Source organism: Rummeliibacillus pycnus, from assembly GCF_050459865.1.
GTDB lineage: Bacteria > Bacillota > Bacilli > Bacillales_A > Planococcaceae > Rummeliibacillus > Rummeliibacillus pycnus_B.
Genome location: NZ_JBCMNM010000091.1, coordinates 21,412 through 31,352, shown reverse-complemented (window position 1 = coordinate 31,352; position 9,941 = coordinate 21,412). Strand labels below are relative to the sequence as shown.

At 34.3% G+C, this 9,941-nt stretch carries 10 protein-coding genes; all 10 read left to right on the top strand.

All coding sequences use genetic code 11. The annotated features are described in order from the left end of the window. The first annotated feature begins 327 nt into the window (after nt 1-327). Nucleotides 328-1,524 carry a DUF4097 family beta strand repeat-containing protein gene (locus tag ABE048_RS17330; RefSeq protein WP_430312527.1) on the top strand — a complete coding sequence of 399 codons (1,197 nt, stop codon included), beginning with the start codon at nt 328-330 and terminating at the stop codon, nt 1,522-1,524. Nucleotides 1,525-1,735: 211 nt separating this feature from the next. Then, nucleotides 1,736-2,422, top strand: a complete 687-nt coding sequence (gene ftsE / locus ABE048_RS17325; RefSeq protein ID WP_430312526.1) for a cell division ATP-binding protein FtsE — start codon at nt 1,736-1,738, stop codon at nt 2,420-2,422. Continuing rightward, nucleotides 2,412-3,296, top strand: coding sequence for a permease-like cell division protein FtsX (ftsX, locus tag ABE048_RS17320; RefSeq protein ID WP_430312525.1), 885 nt, complete (start codon nt 2,412-2,414; stop codon nt 3,294-3,296). The genes ftsE and ftsX overlap by 11 nt, the downstream gene beginning before the upstream one ends. Before the next feature lie 44 nt (nt 3,297-3,340). Continuing rightward, entirely contained in the window at nt 3,341-4,633 is a 1,293-nt protein-coding gene (locus ABE048_RS17315; RefSeq protein WP_430312524.1) for a murein hydrolase activator EnvC family protein, read from the top strand. Nucleotides 4,634-4,784: 151 nt separating this feature from the next. After that, nucleotides 4,785-5,417 (top strand): hypothetical protein, encoded by a 633-nt coding sequence (locus ABE048_RS17310; protein WP_430312523.1) that lies wholly within the window; start codon nt 4,785-4,787, stop codon nt 5,415-5,417. After that, nucleotides 5,414-5,989 (top strand): TlpA disulfide reductase family protein, encoded by a 576-nt coding sequence (locus ABE048_RS17305; protein ID WP_430312522.1) that lies wholly within the window; start codon nt 5,414-5,416, stop codon nt 5,987-5,989. Before ABE048_RS17310 ends, ABE048_RS17305 begins: the two co-directional genes overlap by 4 nt. Before the next feature lie 80 nt (nt 5,990-6,069). Beyond that, nucleotides 6,070-7,500 carry a S41 family peptidase gene (locus ABE048_RS17300; protein WP_430312521.1) on the top strand — a complete coding sequence of 477 codons (1,431 nt, stop codon included), beginning with the start codon at nt 6,070-6,072 and terminating at the stop codon, nt 7,498-7,500. A gap of 112 nt (nt 7,501-7,612) precedes the next feature. Next, entirely contained in the window at nt 7,613-8,782 is a 1,170-nt protein-coding gene (locus ABE048_RS17295; protein ID WP_430312520.1) for a PDZ domain-containing protein, read from the top strand. A gap of 11 nt (nt 8,783-8,793) precedes the next feature. Then, on the top strand, nt 8,794-9,024 hold the full coding sequence (locus ABE048_RS17290; RefSeq protein ID WP_430312519.1) for a CsbA family protein: 231 nt from the start codon (nt 8,794-8,796) through the stop codon (nt 9,022-9,024). Nucleotides 9,025-9,280: 256 nt separating this feature from the next. Next, a complete protein-coding gene (locus ABE048_RS17285; RefSeq protein WP_430312518.1) occupies nt 9,281-9,898 on the top strand; it encodes a TVP38/TMEM64 family protein in 618 nt (205 codons plus the stop codon). The last annotated feature ends 43 nt before the right edge of the window (nt 9,899-9,941 follow it).

The following is a 9,941-nucleotide window of genomic DNA, read 5'->3' as shown; positions in this document are numbered from 1 at the left end:
GAGGAGGCTCACCGCTCGCCCGCGGAAAGCGAAGCTAATTCCACATCATGTAAAAAACAGATTAATACTCTTAATATTTGTATTTAAACACTTTTTCAGTTGTCATCGTCTACACAGATGTTAATTTTTTTGTAAAGTGTTGTCAGTTTCTTTTGTCAAATAGACGCAATTAAGGAACGGAGTCTAAGAACGCCACGTCCTGTGGCAACGACTCCGTGACCAACATCCTGTTGCCCCGCAATCAAAAGCAAGTTGAAAAGTGTAACATGAAACTTTTTCCCAGGTAATTCGTAACTAATAGTAATACGAACAAGGAGGCCATTAAAAATGCAAGATGAACGTAAACGCATTTTAGATTTAGTTGAAAAAGGCACCATTACAGCGCAAGAAGCGATAGTATTATTAGAAAAATTAGAACAGCCATCGAATCAATCAATGGAAAATAAACAGCATGATACAACAAATAGAAATACACAAACAACATTTGAACAATCTTTCACGAATTCAGAAGCAAGAGATGAAGAATTCACATGGCAACAGCAAGGAAAATCATCTAGCCAATATCAATCATCAAAAGGAATCGATGAAAATTTCTTTGAAGATTTGAAAAGAGATTTTACACAATTTAGTTCAAAGTTTGTTGATTTAATGAATACCGCTGTATCGAAGGTAAAAGAATTTGACTTTGATAAAGCATTTAATGATCCGAATGTTTATGAAAAAGAAGAAATAATTGATTTAACGGATTTTTCAAATATTAGTATTGATATTCCAAATGGCAATATTGAAGTAAAACCATCCTTAGATGGTACGGCAAGAGCTCTTTATAAAGTGAGACCTTCATTTGTCAAAATAAGTGATAATATAGAAAAAGAATTCCAAGATCAGTTCGTTTGTAAGAATGATAGTGGAACATTACGTGCAATTTGTACAACGAAGAAAATCCGTGTCGACCTTATTTTATATATTCCTCAAGCAAAATATGAAACGGTAACAATCCACCAATTTAATGGCGGATTTAGTACAAACAATCTTGATATTGACAAATTGAAAGTGAAAACGATGAATGGAGGAATAGACTGTAAATCCTTCAACTTCAGAAGAATTGATTTAGAAACTGCAAATGGAGCAATTGAAGTTCGTGATGTAGTAGGTGATGAATTAGAAGCGGAAACAGTTAATGGCCGTATATATGTTGACGGTGCCATAAATGAAATCGAAGCAGAATCTGCTAATGGACATGTAATTGTTACAACTCGTTCTCCAGAAGCAAAGGGGATTAAAGCACAAACAGTAGCAGGTACTGTTGAAATCTATATTCCAAGTACTGTTTCTTTACAAGGTGAAGTTGCATCAAATCTAGGAAAGATGGATGTTCGTTTACCGGATATTCATCGATTAAATGAACAAAGTCAATTTTTACAAAGATCTGTCCAATTCTTTAAAAAGATTGAAAATACATCAACATTATTTATTGTTGGTGAAACAAAAACGGGTTCAGTGATTGTTAGATATAATTTATAGTTAAAGGAATTGACAAAAAACGGGGAGATTTTCTCCCTGTTTTTTTTGTTGCAAACAAATTTCATTCACATCATTTATTTTTCATCAAAAAAACACATATTAATATATTTTACGATTTGAAATAAAACTGTAATGATAGAGAACTAGTACAATGTTATAATAAGGTTAACTAAAATTGGTTAAGTTTTACTATAATATGGGTGGTAAAAAAATGATAGAAATGAAGAATGTCTATAAAAAGTACCCGAATGGCATTGTTGCGGTTAACGGACTTAATATAAAAATTAACCAGGGTGAATTTGTCTATATCGTAGGACCGAGTGGTGCAGGTAAATCGACATTTATTAAAATGATGTATCGTGAAGAAAATGCAACAACAGGCGAAATTATTGTCAATGGAATGAATTTAATGGAATTAAAGAATAAGGAAGTACCTTATTTAAGAAGACAAATCGGTGTCGTTTTTCAGGATTTTAAACTTTTGCCAAGACTAAATGTGTATGAAAATGTCGCATTCGCACTCGAAGTAATTGAAGAAAATCCTGCGAAAATTCGTAAGAGGGTTATGGATGTGTTAGATTTAGTCGGATTAAAAAAGAAAGCGAGAATGTTTCCTGATGAATTATCTGGAGGGGAGCAACAACGTGTATCCATCGCTCGCTCCATCGTTAACGTACCAAAAGTGGTCATTGCAGATGAACCGACAGGAAATTTAGATCCAGATACATCTTGGGATATTATGAATTTATTTGAAGAAATAAATGCTCGCGGAACAACGATTATTATGGCAACGCATAATAGAGAAATTGTAAATAATATGAGACATCGCGTTGTTGCTATTGAAGGCGGTCTAATCGTTCGTGATGTACATGGGGGTGACTACGGTTATGAAAGCTAACACCTTCAATCGTCACATAAGAGAAAGTTTCAAATCGATTGGGCGAAATGGTTGGATGACTTTTGCTTCTGTAAGTGCTGTAACCGTTACTTTGTTATTAGTTGGCGTATTTATGCTGATAATGATGAATTTAAGCAAAGTCGCTAATGATTTGGAAAATGATGTAGAAATTAAAGTACTAGTTGACTTGCAAGCAGACGGAAAAGCCGAGGCGACTTTACAACAACAAATAAAAGATTTGCCTGGTGTAGAATCGCTGAAGTATTCATCGAAAGAACAAGAACTTAATGGTTTGATCAAAGATTTTGGGGAAGATTTAAGCTTATTTAAACAAAGCAATCCATTACGAAATGTACTATACGTTAAAGCAGATAACCCACAACAAACAGCAAAAGTAGCTAAACAAATTGATGCTTTAGATAATACATATCAAGTGTTATATGGGAAAGGTAAAATTGAAAAGCTATTTAACTTTTTAAATATTTGTAGAAATGTAGGAATCGTATTAATTATTGCATTGCTCCTTACTGCGATGTTCCTAATTTCCAATACGATAAAAATTACAATTACTGCAAGAGGTAAAGAAATCGAAATTATGAAATTAGTGGGTGCAACCAACTGGTTTGTACGTATCCCATTCCTTTTAGAAGGTATGTGGTTAGGATTATTAGGTTCCATCATTCCGATAACGATTGTAACCATCTTATATACACAGATATACAATGCAGTCGCACCAAAATTGCAAGGCGAAATCTTCCAACTATTAGATGTTACACCATTTATTTTTGAAGTAGATTTATTGATTTTATTAATGGGTGTCATTATTGGTATTTGGGGAAGTTTTATGTCAGTACGAAAATTCTTGAAAATATAAATCTTGAGAATATAAAACTAGTTAGAGATGAGGGGGTTCACCTGTTGAACAAGAAAAAGCGAAGTTTAACGAGCGTAATTGCCACAACGCTAGCTCTAACATTGGTAGTTCCATCTGTAACAGCTAATGCGGAATCTATCAATGAGTTAAAAGATAAACAACAAGAATTAAATCAAAAAAAGTCCAAATTAAATTCAAATATTCAAGACAAGACTACTAAGATTAACAAAAATCAATCAAAGATGGATGGCATTATGGAGCAGATTTCAAAGCTTGATAAAAAAATCCTCAATACAGATCAAAAAATTACAGTGGCCTTAGAGAAAATTGATAAGACAACATCAGAAATTAATGATATGAAATCATCGATTACTGAATTAGAAAAAAATATAAATGATCGAGATGAACTACTAAAAGAACGTGCTAGAGCGATTCAAGAGAATGGCGGATCCGTAGGTTATGTAGATGTTCTTTTAAAGTCGGAGAGTTTTACAGATTTTATCGATCGTATATCAGCAGTTAATACATTACTAGAAGCAGATCGTTTAATTATCCAAGAACAAAGTAATGACAAGAAAAAACTAGAAGAACAAAAGGCCAAGCTAGAAGGAAAATTGCAGGAGCAAGAAAAATATCGAGATGAACTCACGGCATTGCGAAATTCATTGAACCAAAAGAAAAAAGATAAGGATCATTTAATCGATAAGTTAGAGGCTGAACAAAGTAAATTAAAAGCAAAAAAGAAATTATTAGAAAAAGAATACTCAGAAGCACTTAATATTAGTAAAGAAGTGGAAAAAGATATTGCAAAAGAACAAGCGCGTTTAGCTAAGATTGCTCGTCAGCAAGCTGAAGCAGCTGCGAAAAATTCAAACATAAATACAGTATCAAATAAAGGTGAAACAGGAGATATTCCAGAAGTAGCAAGCGGAACTTGGACAAAACCGACAAATGGTACTCTAACATCTGGATTTGGATGGCGTAATATTGGCTATGGTCCTGAATTTCACTATGGGGTTGATTTAGCGAACAAGGAAGGCACGCCGATTGTAGCCGCCGCTGATGGTGTGGTTTTCAAAGCTAGCCCATTATCTACATATGGAAATGTAATAATGATTACACATTCTATTAACGGACATACATTTACTACAGTTTATGCACATTTAAGTGGATATAATTCAACGGTAGGACAGTCCGTGAAAAAAGGACAAGTTATTGGCTATATGGGTCAGACGGGTCGAGCATTTGGAAGTCATCTACACTTTGAAATCCATACAACAGCATGGAAAGGACAAAGTGTGGGAGCTGTTAACCCATTACGATATATTTCCTTGTAATAAGATTGAGCTATTGAAGTTTTTCTTCAGTAGCTTTTTTTAATAAAAATGAAACCCATATTTTTGTTTATCCCAGCATTTGATAAAGAGTACAAAATAATTTAACATACGGTGTAGGGTATATATCACGTGTGCAGGAAGGTGAAAAAAAGTGCAAGTAACAGAATGGTATAGCATCAAAGCACTTACGATTCCATCTTCTTGGGTGGCTTTATTAAGTAGTTTTGTTCTAACGGGATTATTATTATGGATATTATATCGTAAAGAGATTGCAACCATTTTTTCTGATGCGGTACTACAACTTATACTAATTTGGAAATTTAGTGTCATTGTCACAGATTTTTCAATGGTTATAAAGCATCCACTGACAATTTTATATTTTAATGGTGGTATGATGGGATTGATACTAGGTATCTTGTTTATGTGGGTCTCGCTTTGGAACAAATTACGTCAAAGAGGATTAAAAGAGGAAGATCTACAAGCTGTATTTGTATCAATCATTCTATGTTCAAGCTTTTATCAGATATTGATGGCAGTATTAAATGATGCGGCACTATGGCAAAAGGTGCTCACAATTACGAGCTTTGCCTGTTGGATTATGTTAGCATTGTGGAAAAGAAAAGCAAATTTAATATGGCATAATCAATTGTTACTTTTATTTTTGTGTACGTATGTATTAATTGCTACATTACAGCCATTAGGAATTTGGCAATTATCAGTTTTGGTGACAGCTATGTTAGTGTTATTTAATATATTTTTACAATCTAGGAGGGTACAAAGTTGAAAAAGAAAATTTTTGGTTTGCTACTAGTCATAGCGTTAATTGCAATAGCATTAACTAATTTTGTAAAATCAAAAGTTGATGAAGATCAAAAAGTGGATACATCCTCCACTGAAGTTTCAGCTGAAATGAAAAATGATAGCGGATTAGAAGTAAACCAAACAGCACCAGATTTCAAACTGAAAACATTAGAAGGAAAAGAAGTAAAGCTTTCAGATTATCGAGGGAAAAAAGTGATTTTAAATTTTTGGGCAACTTGGTGTCCTCCGTGTAAAGCGGAAATTCCCCATATGGAAAAATATTATAAAAATCAAGCAAAAGATGATGGCGTGGAAATTCTTGCTGTTAACTTAACCAGTTCAGATAAAGATGAAAAGTATATTCGAGATTTTGTGAAATCATATGATATGACCTACCCTGTTTTATTGGATAAAGAAGGAGAACAACAAAAGCAATATGAAATTGTTACAATTCCTACAACATTCTTTATCGATCAAAAAGGTAAAATCCAAAAGAAAATTATTGGACCAATGGACCAAGATATGATGTCAAAAGCGATTGCTACATTAAAATAATAACAGTTTGTCCACCATTTTTAGTTTTAATTCTTGTTCTCTATTCATACATTAAATGGATACGGGAGGGACGAGAGAAAATGCGAAAATGGTGGCTTTATTTATGTATAGGACTTGTATTAAGTGTAGGAATTTTTGCTTTTGCGAAGTATCCAAAAACAGCCAAGGTAATAAAAGCGGAACAAGGAGTATTACAATCAGTAGGCGAAGCTTATGAGCTAATTCGCAAAGAATCTGTCCATGAAACGACAGAAAAGCAGCTTGTCGAAGGAGCTATCAATGGGATGGCTGGGGCGTTGAAAGACCCGTATAGTACTTACTATACAAAAGAAGAAGCGAAGTTGCATAGGGAACAGTTGTCAGATGAAAGAGTAGGAATTGGTGCAGAAATTACAGAAAGTCAAGGACGTTTTATCATCGTATCTCCGATGAAAGATTCTCCAGCTGAAAAGGCCGGTTTAAAACCATATGATGAAATTGTACAAGTAAATGGTCAACGTACAGATGGTAAAACGTTAACAGAATTATTAGCCCTCATTCGAGGTGAAGCTGGTACACCTTTAAAGATGACGGTCTATAGACCATCAGAAGATCGACATGTAGAGTTAACGATGACAAGGGCCGCGATTACTCAGACTTCTGTTAAAAGTAAAGTATTAGTTTCAGATGGTAAAAATATCGGCTATGTTTCTATTTCAGTATTCGGAGAGAAAACGGCACAAGAATGGTATAAGATTACGAATGAACTTTTGAAACAACAAGTATCTGCCTTAATAGTCGACGTTCGAAGTAATCCTGGTGGTTATTTAAAAAGCGTGGAGCAAGTGATTGGAAGTTTGGTACAACCAAATACAACCTATGCTTATATGGAAGATGCAGTAGGTCACCAAGCACCTCTACAAGTAACGAAAAAAAGAATGGCATATAAATATGATGAACAATTAAAGACAATACCTGTCGTATTATTGCAAGATGAGGGTAGTGCATCAGCGAGTGAAGTATTAAGTGCAGCATTAAAAGATTTGAACCGTGCATCTATAATTGGGGTAAAAAGCTTTGGAAAAGGGACAGTTCAAGAAACGTGGCCATTATCTAACGGAGGAGAGCTCAAGCTTTCAACTCATAAATGGTTAACGCCAAAACGCGAATGGATTCATGGCAAAGGAATCAAAGCAACTTTAGAAGTAGAACAAAATCCATTATTCCATATGAAATTAACGCCAATAACGGGGAGCTTTAAAGAAGGAGATTTTTCAGAAAGTATTCAATCTGTCCAAGAAGTTCTAAAAGCTCAAGGATATTCAGTTAATAGAGTTGATGGCTATTTTGATAGAACGACAGCAAAAGCTGTAGAAGAATATAGCAAAAAACATCAACTAGCTAGTGGATCTAAAATGGACGAAACATTCCTTTTGGAGTTACATAAAGGAATGGTAAAATATAGAGGGGATATAGAAAATGATTTGCAACTACAAATGGCGATTGGTTTTATCAATCATCAATTAAAATAATAGCGAAATCTATTTAGCTAATAGTCGAAAAAGACTTCGTTTTAAAACGGCTGTTTGGTACAATTAAGAGACAATACTATTTGTAGCAATAGATAGAAAGGTGATGCGAACTATGTATGTAGATATTGTCATGGAACTATTAAAAGGCATCGGCCGTTTCTTTTTAAATCCGTTATTGTATGTTGCTATTATTTTCTCCATTTTAATCGGGTATCGTCGAGTGAAAAGTGAGAGAAAATCTTTTAATATACGAATTTTCTGGGGCTGGTCTGAGACGATTTTAATGCTAAAAGAGGGCTGGCTAATTGGATTAGTCATTTCAATTATTAGTATTGCAGTTGGTTTGGTAGTTCCGATTCAATTTATCGTTTTAAGTGCTGCTGTAGGTGTCGTATGCTTACTAACATATTATTATCATCTAGCATCTGCAGCATATCCTTTAGGAATCGCATTTATTATTTTGTGGTATACATATATAACTGATGGTTCATGGCATTTCTTGAATTGGGATGTTACAAGTGCTTCAATGCACGTAGGTATGCTGGTATCGATACCAGTCATGATTGGTCTTTTACTAATTGCAGAAGGGTATTTAATTAAAAAAAATGCTGCAAAACTTGCATCTCCCAAAATTTTAAAAACTGAGCGTGGATTACCATCTGTTATTTATCTTGCAAAACGTTTATGGCTACTACCAATTTTCTTTGTATTACCTACTGGAACAATCAAAGAATTTCTTCCATATTGGCCACAAATCCCATTAGGTAGTGATTCATTTTCATTGATTCTAGTACCCTTTGTAATTGGATTTCAACAACGTTCACGTAAAATGCTTCCAGTACATTTCTATCCACAATTAGGTAAAACGATTGAAATGTTAGGCTTCCTTGTGTTGGCAGAAGCAATTGTTGCTTATTTCTTCCCAATCATGGGGATTGCAGCAGTTTGTGTAGCAATTGTTGGACGAGCATTAATCTCGATTATTTACTCAATTAGTGAACGTCATGGTAGTTATGCTGTGACTCCACAAGATACAGGGGTTATGGTAGCTGGTGTCTTACCAGATTCACCAGCAGAAGCAATGGGCATTCAAGTAGGTGAATGTATTCGTAAGGTCAATGGAATTCCTGTGAAAACAGAGGACGAGCTTTATGAAGCATTGCAAATCAATGCCGCTCATTGTCGACTCGAAGTACTTGATCAAGATGGTGAAGTTCGCCTAAGACAACATGTCATTTATCGTCATGACCATTTTAGAATCGGATTGCTCGTTGTACGATAGGGAGTGATTGTATGTCGGTTATAAAATTTTTAATGGCGCTTATTTTACCTGGTTTATTGGTTATCTTATTTACGCGAATTACATTCAAAAATTATGTAGGTCTAGCGCTTTCAGTCGCATTAATGGCGGCATCAGTTTACGCAGGCTATACACATCCACCTATACTTTATGTAACCGATGCTATTTCGCTTACAATTGGTTTCTGGTATGCAACAAAGATTATGAATCGACATAAGAACTGAAAAAAGTAGAAGCTTGTCCATACAATGGATAAGCTTTTTTTTTCGCACTGTATTGTTATAAAAAAGAAAAACTTTCTGTGAGGAAGAATAATCGAACTATTGTATAATGAGTGGAAGAACTAACGGGTTATAAAAAGTGACTATTTCGCAAACTATGTAAAATGCTGTCGTATTGCGCAACTTATAGGTATTTGATTCGCTCCTATTAAATGATTTATATAGGATTTAAAAGATTAATTTAAAGGAGGCAACTGGAGTGCCAGAATGGTTATCTATTGAAAATTTTCATTCACTTGCACAACAATATCGCTCAATTGGTACTCTATTGGCCATTGCATTACCATTTCTGGAGGCATTTCTACCATTTTTGCCATTAGCCGCATTTGTAGTAGCAAATGCTAGTGCCTATGGATTGTGGTGGGGTTTTCTATTTTCATGGAGTGGTGCTGTTTTAGGAGCATATTGTGTATTTTTAATTATACGCAAATTTGGCAAAAGTAGAATTTTCCGCTTCATTACAGAAAAAAGTACAGTTAAAAAGTTAATTCATTGGGTGGAATATCAAGGATTTACCCCTTTATTTATACTATTATGTTTTCCATTTACCCCCTCTGCAATCGTTAATACTGTGGCAGGTTTATCTAATTTGAAAAAAAAGAGATACTTATTGACAGTTATGTTAGCAAAATTTGTGATGATTTTCATCATTAGTTGGATAGGCTCTGATTTACAAGCTTTAATTACGAATCCGATTCGGACATGTTTGATCATTGTCATCCTAGCTTTGTTATGGTGGGGTGGAAAGCAAGTTGAATCAAAACTAAATAGAAAAATAGAAAATGATATGAAAGAATTTTCGGAAAAAAGAAAATGATATAGAACATTTGTTCTTAATATATGTTAAGCTGTTAGTAGAT